This is a genomic window from Comamonas sp. C24C (genome assembly GCF_053345995.1).
In genome coordinates this window covers 131,924-147,055 of record NZ_JBKFBC010000002.1, presented here as the reverse complement: position 1 = coordinate 147,055, position 15,132 = coordinate 131,924, and the positions used below count along the sequence as shown (strand labels likewise).

Annotated in this window: 14 protein-coding genes and 1 pseudogene; 11 read left to right on the top strand and 4 right to left on the bottom strand. The window is 57.4% G+C overall.

Translation table 11 applies throughout. The features are described from left to right. The first annotated feature begins 70 nt into the window (after positions 1-70). On the top strand, positions 71-862 hold the full coding sequence (locus ACLBXN_RS04465; protein WP_447611294.1) for a LysR substrate-binding domain-containing protein: 792 nt from the start codon (positions 71-73) through the stop codon (positions 860-862). 856 nt (positions 863-1,718) lie between these two features. Here the strand turns inward: ACLBXN_RS04465 and ACLBXN_RS04460 are convergent. From ACLBXN_RS04460 to ACLBXN_RS04450, 3 genes are read right to left on the bottom strand one after another with little or no spacing between them, the layout of a single operon-like run. After that, a complete protein-coding gene (locus ACLBXN_RS04460; RefSeq protein ID WP_447611293.1) occupies positions 1,719-2,672 on the bottom strand; it encodes an alpha/beta hydrolase in 954 nt (317 codons plus the stop codon). 2 nt (positions 2,673-2,674) lie between these two features. Next, positions 2,675-3,559, bottom strand: a complete 885-nt coding sequence (locus ACLBXN_RS04455; protein ID WP_447611292.1) for an alpha/beta fold hydrolase — start codon at positions 3,557-3,559, stop codon at positions 2,675-2,677. 36 nt (positions 3,560-3,595) lie between these two features. Further along, on the bottom strand, positions 3,596-4,651 hold the full coding sequence (locus ACLBXN_RS04450) for a sugar phosphate isomerase/epimerase family protein (protein ID WP_447611291.1): 1,056 nt from the start codon (positions 4,649-4,651) through the stop codon (positions 3,596-3,598). Positions 4,652-4,797: 146 nt separating this feature from the next. Here ACLBXN_RS04450 and ACLBXN_RS04445 point away from each other — a divergent pair, with 146 nt between their 5' ends. The 9 genes from ACLBXN_RS04445 to ACLBXN_RS04405 all read left to right on the top strand — a co-directional run bounded on the left by ACLBXN_RS04445 (position 4,798) and on the right by ACLBXN_RS04405 (position 13,514). After that, entirely contained in the window at positions 4,798-5,403 is a 606-nt protein-coding gene (locus tag ACLBXN_RS04445) for a TetR/AcrR family transcriptional regulator (protein ID WP_447611290.1), read from the top strand. Positions 5,404-5,567: 164 nt separating this feature from the next. Continuing rightward, positions 5,568-6,368 (top strand): AraC family transcriptional regulator, encoded by an 801-nt coding sequence (locus ACLBXN_RS04440; RefSeq protein WP_447611606.1) that lies wholly within the window; start codon positions 5,568-5,570, stop codon positions 6,366-6,368. A gap of 48 nt (positions 6,369-6,416) precedes the next feature. Beyond that, the gene (locus ACLBXN_RS04435) at positions 6,417-6,818 is read left to right on the top strand and encodes a cupin domain-containing protein (protein ID WP_447611289.1); all 402 of its coding nucleotides are present in this window, start codon (positions 6,417-6,419) and stop codon (positions 6,816-6,818) included. A gap of 531 nt (positions 6,819-7,349) precedes the next feature. After that, on the top strand, positions 7,350-7,706 hold the full coding sequence (locus ACLBXN_RS04430) for a DUF1304 domain-containing protein (RefSeq protein WP_211455721.1): 357 nt from the start codon (positions 7,350-7,352) through the stop codon (positions 7,704-7,706). Positions 7,707-8,306: 600 nt separating this feature from the next. Then, positions 8,307-8,915 (top strand): TetR/AcrR family transcriptional regulator, encoded by a 609-nt coding sequence (locus ACLBXN_RS04425; protein WP_447611288.1) that lies wholly within the window; start codon positions 8,307-8,309, stop codon positions 8,913-8,915. A 49-nt stretch (positions 8,916-8,964) separates the two neighbouring features. Continuing rightward, on the top strand, positions 8,965-9,654 hold the full coding sequence (locus tag ACLBXN_RS04420) for a type 1 glutamine amidotransferase domain-containing protein (RefSeq protein ID WP_447611287.1): 690 nt from the start codon (positions 8,965-8,967) through the stop codon (positions 9,652-9,654). Positions 9,655-9,657: 3 nt separating this feature from the next. After that, positions 9,658-10,635, top strand: coding sequence for a zinc-binding dehydrogenase (locus ACLBXN_RS04415; protein WP_447611286.1), 978 nt, complete (start codon positions 9,658-9,660; stop codon positions 10,633-10,635). Between the two features lie 289 nt (positions 10,636-10,924). Further along, positions 10,925-13,234: an FdhF/YdeP family oxidoreductase gene (locus ACLBXN_RS04410; RefSeq protein ID WP_447611605.1), complete on the top strand. Its 2,310-nt coding sequence runs from the start codon at positions 10,925-10,927 to the stop codon at positions 13,232-13,234. Beyond that, positions 13,227-13,514: a hypothetical protein gene (locus ACLBXN_RS04405; RefSeq protein WP_447611626.1), complete on the top strand. Its 288-nt coding sequence runs from the start codon at positions 13,227-13,229 to the stop codon at positions 13,512-13,514. The genes ACLBXN_RS04410 and ACLBXN_RS04405 overlap by 8 nt, the downstream gene beginning before the upstream one ends. Positions 13,515-13,518: 4 nt before the next feature. Here the strand turns inward: ACLBXN_RS04405 and ACLBXN_RS04400 are convergent. After that, a pseudogene (locus ACLBXN_RS04400) lies at positions 13,519-13,668 on the bottom strand (transposase); the annotation flags it as partial. Between the two features lie 310 nt (positions 13,669-13,978). On the opposite strand from ACLBXN_RS04400, the gene ACLBXN_RS04395 reads away from it, so the two are divergent. Further along, positions 13,979-15,115: an iron-containing alcohol dehydrogenase gene (locus ACLBXN_RS04395; RefSeq protein WP_447611285.1), complete on the top strand. Its 1,137-nt coding sequence runs from the start codon at positions 13,979-13,981 to the stop codon at positions 15,113-15,115. Positions 15,116-15,132 lie beyond the last annotated feature (17 nt).

Genomic DNA, 15,132 nt, shown 5'->3' with positions numbered 1-15,132 from the left:
CATATCCAATTGGACGCACATAACAAAATGTTATGCAACAGAAAGCACGCGACAATTTACAGTTGGAGGCATGGAACTAAACCCAAGACAGCTAGATGCTTTCCGCAAAGTGATGCTGACAGGCAGCATGACCGTTGCTGCAGAACGACTGCAGGTGAGTCAGCCGGCGGTTAGCAGACTGATCAAGGACCTGGAAAAGACCATCGGGATACGCCTCTTCCGCAGAGAGGGAAATCGTCTCATTCCAGGAGCTGAGGCACAAGTGCTGTTCCGAGAGGTCGACTTGTTCTATCGAGGCATCGAACAAGTCGAGCGTGTTGCGAGGGATCTCAAGTCTGTACGCATTGGCCGCCTTCGAATTGCATCGCTCAGCGCCCTGGCCCTCAATGTCTTGTGCGAGTGCATCAACCAGTATTCAGCGTCGAGACCAGGCGTTGAGGTTTCACTCGACGTCAGGAACTCACTCAGTGTTTTAGAGTTGGCGGCCGCGAACCAGATTGATGTGGGATTCGTACACCAACTCAAAGCAGAATATCCGGGTGTCGACACCTTTCCTTTGAAAAGTGTCCCCGCCGTTTGTGTCATGCAAGCAAGCCATCGATTAGCCGCACAGGACTCGGTTCATCTCCACGACCTGAGCGGTGAACAGATCATCTCGCTAGGCCAGAACAACCCACTGCGAGTTCGGTTGGAGTCTGCCCTCAATGATGCAGGCGTCGATTATCAACGGCCTATTGAGACAACTCTTGCCTATTCAGCCTGCAATTTTGTCCGAGGCAACTTGGGAATCACTGTCGTGGATCCATTCACTGCAGCGAACTTCAAAGACCCCTGGTGGTCAGCCGCCGTTTGTTTCCGATGATTCCGTTTGAATGCTCCTACGTTCTTCCGTCCCACCAACACCGCCCCAAAGCTGTCGAAGACTTCATTCACAAAGTCAAGGAACATTTTGAAGCGGTTTGATGCCGGCACAATATGTGACGACATCCGCCAAATTGAAACCACTAACAGCAAATGACTAAACAGCCGCAATGGGGCGGTCAGCGACATGTGCGTATTGGCCTAGGTGTGGACTGCGACAGTGGTACTCCAGACGACCGCTTCAGGCTCATCAGCGCCATTCAGGACCTTGGGCCTGAGCCACAGCAACCTCCAACACCTGCCGTTGAGCGCCGTCTGCCTCGAAGTGCCGCTTCACTCACAGAACCGGTAACTCGATTGTGTGGTTAGCGAAGCATATAAACGAAGAATCGCTTCAGTGTGCCCCGACAGGCTTGTGTAGACCCCAAGTAGTCATTTTTCTGATGAACTTGCGCCTACACAAGCAGCCGCATCTCGGTAGTTTTGCTCTATGGTTTCAATCGTGCTGGCCAAGATCGCAGAATCTTGCACATCTAGGCCACCAAGGCGCAACGCATGAACTTGCTGTTCAAAAACTGCGGTGGGGGCTACCCAACAGATTGCCCCATCTCTACCGCCATGCTCGCCGCATCTCCACCGCCCTTTTTCAGCAATTACCAAGAAGACCCTGAACTGTCTTTTCGGGCCTAAATATAACCACCCTTTCAGAGATTTTTGCAGCCTCTCCTCCCACTATCTTTCTGCGGGAAGCAGCGGTTATATTCGGCTGTAGACCCTGTCAATTGGTGTAATAAACTTCGTCTCCTCATCGCCCACCGTCAGCAGACAGTGGGCTTTCAAGACTCGGTCGATTTACCTTACCCAAGAGCGCGCCGCACGGCTGCTCCTGCCTCATCTAGCAGCCGGCGTGCTGCTTGTGTCAGCCCCAGCATGTGGATGCAGGCGTGAGCCATGCCCGGCAACCGCAGAGCCGTTACGGAGACGCCTTCATTTTGCAGGCGCCGAGCATAGGCCTCAGCCTCGTCACGCAGCGGATCGTACTCGCAGCTGATCACCGTGGCCGACGGCAAGCCTGCCAGGCTTGCGGCGTGCAGCGGGGACACCTGCTCCAGCCATTGCAGGGCAGGATCTGCGAGGTAGGCTTGATAGCAATACGCCATTGCCGAGCGGCTCAGGTAATAACCCTCGCCGAACAGGTCAAAAGATGGCGAGTCCATGGCTGCATCGAGCGCCGGATACAGCAGCAGTTGGTGGGCAATGGCCGGAGCTCCGGCCGGGCCCCAGCCGTCGCTATGCCGCGCAAGCAGACAGGCGGCCGCAGCAAGATTGCCACCCGCACTGTCCCCGGCCACGGCGATGCGCCTGCGGTCCAGTCCCAGTCTTTCGGCTTGCTCGAAGCTCCATTTCAAGGCGTCGCAGAAGTCTTGCAGCGGCACCGGAAAGCGGTGCTCGGGCGCCAGCCGATAGTCCACCGAGATCACCACCGCCCCCGTCGCCACGGCGAGCGCGCGACAGGGATTGTCATACAGCTCCATGGACCCGAGACACCAGCCTCCTCCATGGGCAAAGACCAGGGCGGGCTGGGGAGCGTCGGATGCCGATGGCCAGTAAACACGCAGGCGCAGCGGAGCACCGTCGCGCGCGCGCAGCGTGAAATCCCCCGTGCGCGCAACGGCCTCGGCTGGGCCATGCAGCGCACGCAGCTCGAGCTCAGTGGCCTGCCTCATCTGCGCCAGCGTGGGCGGCATCTGGGGCCGTGGCATTTGTGCCTGCTCCCGCAGATAACGGGCGATGTCAGCATCGAGGGCCATGGTCATCGTGTCCTTTGCAGAAAGGGCAGCAGTTCAGCAATGAAAGCTTGTGGAGCCTCTTCCATAATGAAATGGCCGCAGCCGGGCACGACCACGCCGGACAGATCATGGGCATGCCCGCGCAAGGTGGCCAGCGGCGCATCGCCTGTGGCGTGCTCGGCGCCTATGGCAAGCACCGGCATACCCAGCGGGCGCTGTGCGCGCTCACGATTCTGTCGAATGGTCTCTGGAATCGCCCGGTAATAGGCAAAGCCGCCGCGCAACCCGCCCGGTGCCGCATAGGCGTCGACGTAGACATCGACGGCAACGCTGTCGCGCCGCAGCGACCATCGGTTGAACATGAATTCCAGGTAGGCGCGTTCGCGGCCCGCGATCAGGGTCTCGGGCAGATCGGCCAGTTGATTGAACATGAAGTGCCAAAGAAAGATGTTCTGCTCGGGCGGTGCGAAGATACCGGGCTCAGGCGCCAGGCCAGGTATCACGGCCTCCGTCAACGCCAGCGACTGCACGGCCTGGGGCTGGTCGCTGGCCAGGGCATAGGCCACCCACATTCCCACATCGTGCCCTGCCACCTGATAGCGCTCATGCCCCAGGGCCTGCATGGTGCGATGCAGAGTCCGTGCAATAGTGCCAGTGTCGTAGCCTTTGTCAGGCCGATCCGAAAAGCCCGTACCGGGTGGATCAACGGCAATCGCCTGAAAACCCTGCGCAGCCAGCGCTTGCATGACATGGCGCCAGGCATACCAGGTCTGGGGCCAGCCCGGGATCAGCAGTACGGGAGCACCTTGTCCAACCGTGATGCAATGGATGCGATGGCCTTCGATACGAACATAGTCATGGGAGAAGTCGTCCTGCTTAAAAGCAAGAGTCGAGTGAAATGCGTTCATGTCTGTTTCTTTGTCTGAATCTGGATACAAAGGCGCTCAGGCGATACCGAGCATGGCGTTGATCTGGCGCTGGTCCACAGGGGCCCCGGCGAAGTCGTCAAAGATCTTGTCGGTGACTCGGATGATGTGGCGGTTGATGAAGTCCACGCCTTCGCGTGCGCCGTCCTCCTGATCCTTCAGGCAGCACTCCCATTCCAGCGATGCCCAGCCCTGGTAGTTGTACTGGGCGAACTTGGAAAAGATGGCCTTGAAGTCCACCTGCCCGTCACCCAAAGAACGGAAGCGCCCCGCCCGTTCGAGCCACGAGGAATAGCCGCCGTAGATGCCCTGGCGCCCGCTGGGCAGGAACTCCGCATCCTTCACATGGAACATGCGGATGTGCTCGCGGTAGATGTCGATGTAGTCGAGGTAGTTGAGTTGCTGCAGCACGAAGTGGCTGGGATCGAACAGGATCTTGCAGCGCTCATGCTGACCGACCAGTTCATAGAAGCGATCGAAGCTCGTGCCATCGTGCAGGTCTTCGCTGGGATGGATCTCATAGCACAGGTTCACGCCCTGCTCGTCACAGATATCCAGAATGGGGCGCCAGCGGCGCGCCAACTCCTCGAAGGCAGTCTCTATGAGGCCAGTCGGGCGCTGCGGAAAGGGGAATAGATAAGGCCAGGCGAACGAGCCAGAAAAGGTTCCCATCTCCGTTAGCCCCATGCGGCGCGACGCGCTGACCGAGAGCTTGAGCTGCTCCAGCGCCCAGGCTGTGCGCGCGGCCGGATTGCCGCGTAGTACTACGGGAGCGAAGCTGTCGCACATGGCGTCGTAGGCAGGATGCACGGCGACGAGCTGGCCGAAGATGTGAGTGGTCAGTTCGCTGGCCACCAAGCCGTGCGAGGCGAGCATGCCATTGACGTCGTCGCAATAGCTTTGACTCTGCGCAGCCGTGCTCAGATCGAATAGGCGCGAATCCCAAGCGGGAATCTGCAAAGCCTTGAAGCCCACACCAGCGGCCCATCGCGCAATGTCCTCCAGCGAATTGAACGGTGCCTTGTCATCCGCGAACTGCGCAAGATGAAGGCTTGGCCCCTTGATTGTCTGCATGTGTTTTTCCTTGCTTCGATGTATTGTTTGTTGATCGACAAAGAATGTTATCACGCAAATGCCGTCGTTTCCGACAGGTAGGTGTGCTGCGGCGTGGATGACACGCCGCTAAGATGCCACACCGACTTTTGAGAGGAACAAGGAAGATGGCTGGAAGACCCAGGGAATTTGATCGGGACCAGGCGCTGGAGCGCGCCATGCTGGCGTTTTGGCAGCGCGGTTACGAGGGCACATCCATGGCCGACCTGGTCCAGGCCATGGGCATCGCCTCGGCCCGCATCTATGCTGCCTTCGGCAGCAAGCAGGCGCTGTTCCGCGAAGCCATACAACGCTATGAGTCCGGCGCCGGCTGCTTTGCCGATCGGGCCCTGGCCGAAGAGTCATTGGTGCGTGAAGCCATTTCACGCATGCTGCGCGATGCAGCGACCACCTATACGGAACCAAGCCGGCCACAAGGTTGCATGGTTGTCATGGCTGCGACCAATTTCGCGCAAGAGAACGAGGAAGTGGCAGCCTGGCTTGCCGTGCACCGTCGCCAGCGAACGCAGTCCATCATCAACCGATTGCAACGCGCAATAGACGAAGGCGAGTTGCGACAAGACGCTGATGTGCAGGCTCTTGGCGACTTCTACGCCACACAGTTGCATGGCATCTCAGTACAGGCTCGTGACGGCATATCGCGCTCGCGCCTGCTGGCGGCCGCAGCGGCGGCCATCGGCGTGCTGGATCAAGCTTTGCGCCAGGCTGAATGAACCTGAGTCCCATTAAAGCACCACAAGCACCAAAGGTGATCCTCGTCCATCAGTCAACCGCAAATCCTCTGCCTCCTGAAGCTATCCGGAAGCCTCAAGCGCACGACGGGCAATACAAGAACGACAGCCTAGTGAAAAAAAACTGGCTCAGTCGTACCGATGCGATGCATGGAATTGAGCGCATTGAGGCCTTCTTTCAGGGCAACGCTTATGGCATGCATCGACACGACACTTATGCCATCGGCTGCACGATGGCAGGGGTGCAAGCCTTTCGATACCGAGGCGCTCACCGACAGAGCCTGCCAGGCCACACCATGGTGCTGCATCCTGATGAAGCTCATGACGGTCAAGCAGGAACTGACGACGGATTTCATTACCGCATGATTTATGTGAATCCGGCGTTAATTCAGGAGGTACTCGGAGGGCTGGAGCTCCCCTACATAGAAGGCGGTATCACGCAATCCCAACGTCTTCTGGTGGCCGCCAACGCCATGCTGGATAACCAGCATGGGCCAACTAACTCTATGGAAGAAACGGACGCCATTGTGGAGCTTGCTCTCGCGCTCCATGCCGAAGCAGGCTGTACCAGAGGGCAGCGTGCCAGGGACTTCCAGAGCACCAAACTGGCTCATGATTTTTTGTGTGACGTTTGGCAATCCACCGTCTCGATGGAGGATCTCGGTGTCGTCACAGGGCGGGACCGCTGGAGTCTGTCGCGCGATTTCCGCATGTTCTATGGCACTAGCCCCTCGCGATTTTTGATCTTGCGAAAGCTTGATGTGGCACGACAACGCATGCTCTCAGGGGCTTCGCTCGCAGATGCGGCTGCATCCACCGGGTTTGCGGACCAGGCTCACATGACACGTCATTTCACCCAGACCTTTGGCATCTCGCCTGGACGATGGTTGCGGATGATGCGCTTCCACACATCCACACCTTCTGGCGCACAAACGTTCAAGATCTAACCGCTTGCTTTGCCTACGCTTGGCCCTTTGATTGATAAAGGACAAGTCATGGCGGTAAGCATTTCTTCCCCTGCCAAGGATCGCGGGCAGCAGGTGCCCATCAACTTAGTACACAAAATTGGTCTTATCCACGACCATTGGAAGCCTCGTGTTGTCGCTGAAATGAACGACTATCAGTTCAAGGTCGTGAAGATCGCAGGTGACTTCATCTGGCATGCACATGGCGATACCGACGAGGCATTCATTGTGCTGGAAGGTGTGTTGAAAATCGACTTTCGAGACCACAGCATAGAGTTGCAAGCGGGTGAAATGGCTGTGGTCCCTAGAGGGGTTGAGCACAAAACGTTTGCGGCAACGGAAGCCAAACTGCTGATGATCGAGCCCATGGGGGTTCCCAACACCGGGGATAGCGATTCGGAGCGTAGGGCTCCTAACGACGTTTGGATATAGAAGTAAGGCACTGGCAATGAGCCGCTGAAATGGTGTGTGCGGCCGGCAGCTTTTGGCACAGCGAGTCACCTCAGAGTCGCAAGAGCCTGCTCTCACGACGTGACAGCAGACGTCAGGCGACCTATATGCCTGCACTTAATGGCCGCTGTCCGCCGCACACCTGAAACCTGTCCTTGGGCAGTCGTCTGCTTAGACACACGGATGACCGCTATGTAGCTGAGGGAGATAGGTCGCAATGCAGCCATGAACATTGGCAATCGCTGCACAGCAGACATCTGCTGACAAATCACGAACGACAGCAATGGGTCGTGAGCAGTCCTCGCCCGTTGGCTGCTACCGACTGTGGATTCAACTGGTCAGTACAAGCAGACCGCTCATCTCGTATCGGAATGATGGTCAATTAACACCAGCGCTCGCAAAAACACCGCGCGTACAAAAAAAGAGGCGTCACCCGGGTGACGGTAGATTGGTAACTATCAGAAATACAGTTCGTCCAACCTATTGCAAGCCATATCCCATTAAGAGATCCACATGCTGCTCGTTTCAAATCTTGCCGTCGCCGTAGTTGCCCTGATCCATGCCTACATCCTTGTCCTTGAAATGTTCTTGTGGACAAAGCCGGCAGGACGAAAAGCATTTGGTTTGACGCATGAATTTGCGGAGCAAACAAAGGTCCTTGGAGCAAATCAGGGGCTTTACAACGGTTTCTTGTCCGCCGGTTTAATCTTTGGTTTGGCTCAGGGAGCTGATGGTTTTACATTCAAGGTATTTTTTCTAGTTTGCGTCCTTGTCGCAGGGGTCTTTGGGGCAGCCACAGCAAGCAAGAAAATCTTGGTTGTACAGGCTGTTCCTGCAGCTATCGCTATTGCTCTAGTCGCACTGGCTTAGCGTGAGTCACACCGTTGCCATACGAAGATGTGCTTGAGAAGGCGTTGTTGCAGAATCGGTGAGCCAAACGGCACCAGCCCTTAGCTGTTGCTGACTTTCACGTAGTACAGCCCCACAAGCAAACCAGTTTAGTCAAAGATGCTATCGCTTGGTGGCGCCGCCTCTCGCCTGCGGATGCGATACCCCACAGCGGCTGTGGTAGCCAGGGTAGATTCAACCGGTCGATGCAACACACTCGTTAAACATCTCAGCCCAGGTTTTGTACCCCAAGGCTTTTCTGGGCAGTCCGCTTAACGTTCTTGCAATCGCATCCAACCCATCCTGCGAGCAGACTTGGAGGTAGGTGGCCACACTGAATCGCTTTTGCCCTGCCTTCTCCAATTCTTGATCCCAGGTCAAGGAGCAATGAAGCTGTTGCCGCAAAGTTCGTGTAAGCTTGGCCAGTCAAGGCTATCTCTGTGGCGATAGCGACTGAGCTTAGTCTCAGGCCCATTGAAGCTTGGATCAGCTACCGGTAGGCATCCAGACATAGCCATTTCCTCAACATGGGTCACGCTCACCCAATTATTAGACGACCGGTCTATTCTTATAATCACGCACATGATCCTCAGCAAAAAGGCCGAAGCGACACGTCAGCACATTCTCGATACCGGGTATCGATTGGTGCTGCACAAGGGCTTTGCAGGTCTTGGCCTGCTCGAAATTCTTAAAGCTTGCAACGTACCCAAGGGTTCGTTTTACCACTACTTCTCGTCAAAGGAAGCCTTTGGCTGCGTGCTGCTACAGCAGTATGTGGAAGGCTACGGACACAAGCTCAATGATTTGCTCGGCGAAACCGGCAATGGTCGTGAGCGCCTGATGCGGTACTGGGATGCCTGGATTTCAGCACCCAGCAACCCCACGCTTGGATGGGCTGAAGAATGCCTAGTGGTGAAGCTCGCTGCCGAAGTGGCCGATCTCTCCGAAGACATGCGCCTGGTACTCGACACCGGCGTGCAGCGCCTGCTGGCGAGAATAGCTGCGCTGATCGACGAGGCCCGTGAGGATGGGTCATTGCCCGCCGGCAAGCCGTCACAAGCGCTTGCTCGGGCGCTGTACCAAATGTGGCTAGGGGCAGCACTTCTGGCCAAGTTGAGTCAAGACAAATTGCCGTTGCTGGAGGCACGCGACACCACCGAGCAGTTGCTGACTTGCACCTCGGCATCCTGAGCCACATAAACCAAGAGCCACTGTATTTCCGACACCGAAGGAGTCATTGATGAAAGTTCTGTTTGTACTCACGTCCCACGACAAGCTGGGCAGCACCGGTCACAAGACGGGGTTCTGGTTGGAGGAATTCGCGGCACCCTACTACGCATTGAAAGATGCGGGAGCCATGATCACTCTGGCTTCGCCTGCCGGAGGTCAACCGCCACTGGACCCCAAAAGTGATGAGCCTGCCGTCCAGACTTCTGCGACCGAGCGGTTTCGCCAGGACACCGAAACACAGGCCGCTCTGGCTTCGACAGTACCTCTGAAGCAGGTAAGTGCCACCGATTTTGATGCCGTGTTTTACCCGGGTGGCCATGGCCCCTTGTGGGATCTAGCCAATGATCCCAACTCCATTGCATTGCTGGAAGCTTTTGAGCGTGCAAACAAGCCACTCGCCCTCGTCTGCCATGCGCCAGGTGCTCTTATCAATGTCCGGGCCGCTGATGGACAACCATTGGTCGCCGGCCGCCATGTCACGGGCTTCAGCAACAGCGAAGAAGCGGCGGTCGGCCTGACCACCGTCGTACCCTTTCTTATCGAAGACGAGTTCATGCGCTTGGGTGCTAACTATGAAAAAGCTCCGGACTGGCAGGTGCATGTCGTCACGGATGGACGCCTGATCACGGGACAAAATCCGACCAGCTCAGAGGGCGTGGCCCAAGCCTTGTTGTCCATGCTCGCAAATCAGGAGAAATAAGTCATGCGCAGTGCTATCCACACTACTTTTGGCGAACCCTCCGAGGTTCTCGAGCTGATGGATCGACCCATCCCGCAACCGGGTGCCGGTGAAGTGCGCATCAAGACCTTGCTGGCGCCAATCCACAACCATGACCTGTGGACGATCCGCGGCAGCTACGGCTACAAGCCTGAGCTTCCTGCGATTGGCGGCAGCGAGGCCGTGGGCATTGTCGATGCGCTGGGTGAAGGTGTTCTAGGCCAGACAGTGGGACAGCGAGTCACTGTTGCGGGAGTCCACAACACCTGGGCGGAATACTTTCTTGCCCCTGCCAATGTGCTGGTGCCGATGCCACCAGCTATTCCCGATGAAGCCGCAGCGCAAATCATTGCCATGCCACTGAGCGCATTGATGTTGCTGGAGTTTCTCAATGTTGAGTCAGGACAATGGATCGTGCAGAACACGGCGAATGGCACGGTCGGAAAGACTTTGGCAATGTTGGCGAAAGCACGCGGTGTGCACGTCTTGAACCTGGTTAGGCGCGATGCAGGTGTACAGGAGCTTGCCGGCCTGGGCATCGGCAATGCCTTGTCCACTGCACAACCAGACTGGCAGGAACGCGCTCGCGCCATTCTTGGTGGCTCGATGGCTCGTGCGGCCGTGGACTCCGTTGGAGGCTCCGCCAGTGCATCCCTGCTCAGTCTATTGGGTGAGGAAGGCACCTTGGTGTCCTTTGGCACCATGGCCGGTGAGCCCATGCAGATCGACTCTGGATCTCTGATCTTCAAGCAGGCGACGGTGAAGGGCTTCTGGGGTAGCAAGGTCAGTCAAGCCATGACGCCTGACAACAAGCGGCGCTTGATTGGCGAACTGCTGCAACGCGTATTGTCGGGTGAGCTCAAACTCCCGGCAGAAGCTATTTTCGATCTCAATGATGCTGCTCAGGCAGCAGCCGCAAGCTTGCTGCCGGGCCGCAAAGGGAAGGTCTTGCTAAGGCCCTAAGAGCCGCGACACAACCTTTGATACGTCGTTGCTGCGCCTCGTTGTACGCATGTACTGCTTGCGGATTCGCGCCTCGTCTCAAATGCAAACCTGCGGTTTGCGGGGTTGTGTTAGCTGCTCTAAGTCTTATGAATGGGCACTGAATTGCCTTGAAGACTAATAAATAGAATGACTTTTTTCTCTCATTTTTCTATTGAATGACGACATTGCCATAAGTGATTTGACGCAGCTCAGGCCTGCGATTGAAATGCAAGACGATGACCATCGAGCAGATGGCGGAGAGCTTGCTTTGCACGAACAAAAAATTGCCTTCTACAAAGGTCCCGCTGGTGGTTGGGGCGCACTCAACAGCGTGAAGAACACCTTGCTGCGCCAAGACATTCCACTCAAAGGTGCGAAAACACTGCTGTCGGCCAATCAGCCCGATGGCTTTGATTGCCCGGGCTGCGCATGGCCTGACCGCAACCATGCATCGACGTTTGAGTTTTGTGAAAACGGCGTGAAGGCGGTTGCTGCCGAAGCGACAGCGCGCCGCGCAGGCCCAGAGCTGTTTGCCCGCTACACGGTGAGTGAGTTGGCGGCTTTCAGTGACTATTGGCTTGAAGACCAAGGCCGCCTGACTGAACCCATGGTGTATGACGCGGCCAGTGACCGTTACCAGCCCATTGCCTGGGACGAGGCCTTTGCCACCATCGCCAAACACCTGAATGCGCAGTCGGACCCGAATCAAGCCATCTTCTACACCTCAGGCCGGGCCAGCAATGAGGCGGCGTTTCTCTACCAGTTGTTTGTGCGTGAGTACGGTACCAACAACTTCCCCGACTGCTCCAACATGTGCCACGAGCCCAGTGGCACCGCCATGCGCGAGCAGTTGGGTGTGGGCAAGGGGACGGTGGAGCTGGTTGATTTTGAAAAGGCCGATGCCATTTTCATCTTCGGCCAGAACCCCGGCACCAACCACCCGCGCATGTTGGCTGAGCTGCGTGCGGCGCACAAACGCGGGGCTCGCATTGTCAGCTTTAACCCGCTGCGCGAGCGTGGGCTGGAGCGCTTTGCTGACCCGCAAGACAAGCTGGAGATGGCGACTCTGGGTTCATCGCCAATCAGCACGCATTACTTTCAGCTGCGCATTGGCGGGGACTTGGCTGCATTGAGCGGTATGGTCAAACATGTGCTGGAGCAAGAAGCCGAGCGCGGTAATGTCCTGGATCACGCATTTATTGCCGAACATGCGGTGGGCTTGAGCGAGCTGCAAGCCAGCGTGCAGGCTGAGCGCTGGGAGACGCTTGAAGAAGCCTCTGGCCTGACCCAAGCGCAGATGCGGGCTGCTGCCGACATTTACTTGGGCGCCCAAAGCGTGATTGCCTGCTGGGGCATGGGCATCACACAGCACACGCATTCGGTTGCCACCATTCAGATGATTAACAATCTGCTGCTGCTGCGCGGCCATATTGGCCGCCCCGGCGCCGGGCCTTGCCCGGTGCGCGGGCATAGCAATGTGCAGGGTGATCGCACCATGGGCATTTGGGAAAAGCCGCCAGCGGCCTTGCTCGACCGCATTCGCGATGTGTATGGTTTTGAGCCGCCGCGTGCGGATGGCGTAGATGCAGTGGAGGCCATCAAGCAAATGCGCGCAGGCCAAGGCAAGGTATTTTTTGCCTTGGGTGGCAACTTTGCGGCGGCAACACCTGATACCTATGAGACATGGAAGGCGCTGCAGCGCTGCGACTTGACGGTGCATGTCACCACCAAGCTCAACCGCAGTCATGTGGTGCATGGCAGGCAGGCGTTGATCTTGCCTTGCCTGGGCCGCACCGAGATTGATATGCAAGGCGGCCAGCCTCAGGGCGTAACGGTGGAAGATTCGATGAGCATGGTGCATATCTCCATGGGCATTAATCCTCCTGCATCGCCACATTTGCTGTCTGAGCCTGCCATCGTGGCGCGCTTGGCGCATGCCACCTTGGGGGCGCGCAGCCGCATTGATTGGCTGGGTTTGGCGCAAGATTACGCGCTGATTCGCGATGAGATTGAAAAAGTCTTCCCAGACTTTGCCAACTTCAACCAAAGAGTGGCTGCGCCCGGCGGCTTTCGCCTGCGCAATACGGCCAGTGAGCGCGTGTGGCAAACTGCAACGGGCAAGGCCGCATTTCTTGCCCACGCTGTACCTGCAGAAACAGCGCAGCAGCGTGCGCAAAAACGTGTGCCAGAAAAGCGCGTTTTTACTTTGCAAACCACGCGTTCGCATGATCAGTACAACACCACCATCTACGGAATGGACGACCGCTATCGCGGTGTTTACGGCCAGCGCCGCGTGCTGTTCATCAATGCTGAAGACATCAAAGCGCTGGGCATGAGGGATGGTGATTGGGTCAACATCCAAACCGTGTGGGACGACGGGCAAGAGCGCCGCGCTGATGGTTTCAAGCTGGTGGCTTATGACACGCCACGCGGTAATTTAGCGGCTTACTACCCTGAGACCAACCCCTTGGTGCCGTTGACCGCCGTGGCGGTGCGGGCGGGAACACCTGCTTCTAAATCAATTCCTGTGGTCTTGGAGCTGACGAAGGCCCCTGCTCCAGATGCAGCACATGCCTGACGATTTGCCGTTAGCCACACGCCTGCTGCTGACGCTGGCTCAGTTGCAGGACTCTAGCTTAGACCCGGTTTCATTGCCGCGTCTAGGCAAGCATTTGGGGCAAAGTGCCAGTGTGCTGATACGTGAATTGAGTGCGCTGGGTGATGCGGAGCTGGGCGGCGCGCGCGGCCCCGGCTGGGTACAGATCCACAATATAGAAGGACACTGGCGCGCCAGCCTGACGGAGGCTGGCCGTGCTGTGGTGCTGGAGTTGCAGGCAGGTTTTGTTTTGAACGGCTAACACCACGATCCACGAAGCGTGCACAGATAATCGCAGCGGCCAGTTTCAGTAACGCTTCGTAGATGTCTCGTCGCCTTTCAACGCGAATGCGCAGCTTGCCAAAGCCTGCAAACCATCCGTGTGTTCTCTCCACGACCCAGCGATGTTTGCCCATCTTTTCGCTGCTCTCGACTCTTGGACGTACGCCAAACCAAAGCGCTAGCGACCTGAAGGCAATCCACCACCCTCAAAAAATCCATGGGAACGCCTTCTGAGCGCGGGCGAGTCTATGACTTTAGTTCTGCACCATCATCCCCTGCACACCCGCATGAATGCTAAGTCGCTGTTTGCGACTTCATTTACCCAGAATAACAACCCTGTCCCCAGGGAGACGACTTTTCGCCGTCACCTAGGGTTTGCTGTCTTTGCACTGCAGCGTCCGGCTTCTAGATTGCAAGAATTCCTTTTGATCAAGCAAGCGAACCATGGCCTTTATCAATTTCGTCACCCAGATCCAGTTTGACTTTGGCGCCGTGCGCATGCTGCGCCAGGAATGCGAACGTGTGGGTATCAGCAAGCCGCTGATCGTGACCGACCCCGGCGTCAAGGCAGCCGGGATTCTGCAAAAATCCATAGATGCGTTAGGCGACCTGCCCTATGCCGTGTTTGACCAGACTCCCTCCAACCCCACCGAGGCAGCAGTGTGCGCGGCAGCTGAGATCTATAAAACCCAGAGCTGCGATGGTCTGATCGCCGTGGGCGGCGGCAGCGCCATTGATTGCGCCAAAGGCGTGGCGATTGCAGCCACGCATGAAGGGGCGCTCTCACACTACGCAACCATTGAAGGCGGCTCGCCTCGCATCACCGAGCGTGTTGCACCGCTGATTGCCGTGCCCACCACCAGCGGTACGGGCAGCGAAGTGGCACGCGGAGCCATCATCATTGTCAACGACCATCGCAAACTGGGCTTTCACAGTTGGCACCTGGTGCCCAAGGCTGCCATCTGCGACCCCGAACTGACCTTTGGTCTGCCCCCCATGCTGACGGCTGCGACCGGCATGGATGCCATAGCGCACTGTATGGAAGCCTTTATGGCCTCGGCATTCAACCCACCAGCCGACGGCATCGGCCTCGACGGGCTGGCCCGGGGATGGGCCCATATCGAGCGGGCCACGCGTAATGGCAATGACGCCGAGGCGCGCCGCCAACTGATGAGTGCAAGCATGCAAGGGGCCATGGCTTTTCAGAAGGGCCTTGGCTGCGTGCACAGCCTGAGCCACAGCCTGGGTGGCATCAACCCACGCCTGCACCACGGCACGCTCAACGCCATGTTTCTGCCCGCTGTCGTACGCTTCAATGCAGAAGCCGAAAGCGTGCAGCGCGAGGACCGCCTCAATCGCATGGCCCATGCCATGGGTCTCAGCAGCGGAAGCGATATCCCTGAAGCTGTTCGCGACATGAATGCCCGTCTCGGCCTGCCATCGGGTCTGGCCGCCATGGGGGTGGAGCGCTCGCAGTTTGATGCCATCATCAACGGCGCGCTCAAGGATCACTGCCATGCCACCAATCCACGACTGGCCTCAGCGCAGGACTATGAGCAGATGCTCGGAACCTCACTCTGACAGATTGAGCAACCGGC

Excerpts from the sequence above, each read along its gene's own strand:
- ACLBXN_RS04465 (WP_447611294.1), top strand. The coding sequence starts at position 71 with ATGGAACTAAACCCAAGACAGCTAGATGCTTTCCGCAAAGTGATGCTG.
- ACLBXN_RS04460 (WP_447611293.1), bottom strand. The coding sequence starts at position 2,672 with ATGGCCCTCGATGCTGACATCGCCCGTTATCTGCGGGAGCAGGCACAA.
- ACLBXN_RS04455 (WP_447611292.1), bottom strand. The coding sequence starts at position 3,559 with ATGAACGCATTTCACTCGACTCTTGCTTTTAAGCAGGACGACTTCTCC.
- ACLBXN_RS04450 (WP_447611291.1), bottom strand. The coding sequence starts at position 4,651 with ATGCAGACAATCAAGGGGCCAAGCCTTCATCTTGCGCAGTTCGCGGAT.
- ACLBXN_RS04445 (WP_447611290.1), top strand. The coding sequence starts at position 4,798 with ATGGCTGGAAGACCCAGGGAATTTGATCGGGACCAGGCGCTGGAGCGC.
- ACLBXN_RS04440 (WP_447611606.1), top strand. The coding sequence starts at position 5,568 with ATGCATGGAATTGAGCGCATTGAGGCCTTCTTTCAGGGCAACGCTTAT.
- ACLBXN_RS04435 (WP_447611289.1), top strand. The coding sequence starts at position 6,417 with ATGGCGGTAAGCATTTCTTCCCCTGCCAAGGATCGCGGGCAGCAGGTG.
- ACLBXN_RS04430 (WP_211455721.1), top strand. The coding sequence starts at position 7,350 with ATGCTGCTCGTTTCAAATCTTGCCGTCGCCGTAGTTGCCCTGATCCAT.
- ACLBXN_RS04425 (WP_447611288.1), top strand. The coding sequence starts at position 8,307 with ATGATCCTCAGCAAAAAGGCCGAAGCGACACGTCAGCACATTCTCGAT.
- ACLBXN_RS04420 (WP_447611287.1), top strand. The coding sequence starts at position 8,965 with ATGAAAGTTCTGTTTGTACTCACGTCCCACGACAAGCTGGGCAGCACC.
- ACLBXN_RS04415 (WP_447611286.1), top strand. The coding sequence starts at position 9,658 with ATGCGCAGTGCTATCCACACTACTTTTGGCGAACCCTCCGAGGTTCTC.
- ACLBXN_RS04405 (WP_447611626.1), top strand. The coding sequence starts at position 13,227 with ATGCCTGACGATTTGCCGTTAGCCACACGCCTGCTGCTGACGCTGGCT.
- ACLBXN_RS04395 (WP_447611285.1), top strand. The coding sequence starts at position 13,979 with ATGGCCTTTATCAATTTCGTCACCCAGATCCAGTTTGACTTTGGCGCC.